This is a genomic window from Cytobacillus sp. GQ23 (assembly GCF_059758675.1).
Genome location: NZ_JCAXER010000082.1, coordinates 1 through 462, shown reverse-complemented (window position 1 = coordinate 462; position 462 = coordinate 1). Strand labels below are relative to the sequence as shown.

Annotated in this window: 2 tRNA genes and 1 rRNA gene; all 3 read left to right on the top strand. The window is 52.2% G+C overall.

Going from position 1 to position 462, the window contains the following annotated elements:
* A 5S ribosomal RNA gene (gene rrf / locus AC6CHU_RS25960) occupies positions 1-106 on the top strand; the annotation flags it as partial.
* A gap of 24 nt (positions 107-130) precedes the next feature.
* Positions 131-205, top strand: a tRNA-Glu gene (locus AC6CHU_RS25955).
* 4 nt (positions 206-209) lie between these two features.
* Positions 210-285, top strand: a tRNA-Val gene (locus tag AC6CHU_RS25950).
* Positions 286-462 lie beyond the last annotated feature (177 nt).

Below are 462 nucleotides of genomic sequence, written 5' to 3'. Positions count from 1 at the left end.
TAGCGAGAAGGTCACACCCGTACCCATACCGAACACGGAAGTTAAGCTTCTCAGCGCCGATGGTAGTTGGGGGCTGTCCCCCTGTGAGAGTAGGACGCTGCCGGGCAACCCTGATTGGGTAACTTTATATGGCCCCTTGGTCAAGCGGTTAAGACACCGCCCTTTCACGGCGGTAACACGGGTTCGAATCCCGTAGGGGTCACCACTTTGGAGGATTAGCTCAGCTGGGAGAGCATCTGCCTTACAAGCAGAGGGTCGGCGGTTCGATCCCGTCATCCTCCACCATAACTCCTGAATGGGCAAAATGCTCTTCAAAGAGGTATGAGCCATTAGCTCAGTCGGTAGAGCAGATTGCAGCATCAGTGAGATTCATCATCTGAATAGCAATCTGTGACAAAGCACGCAGGGCTTTGGAACATCTGACCTGGAAGTTTCAGGATTTAGGCAACGTAATTTTAGTGA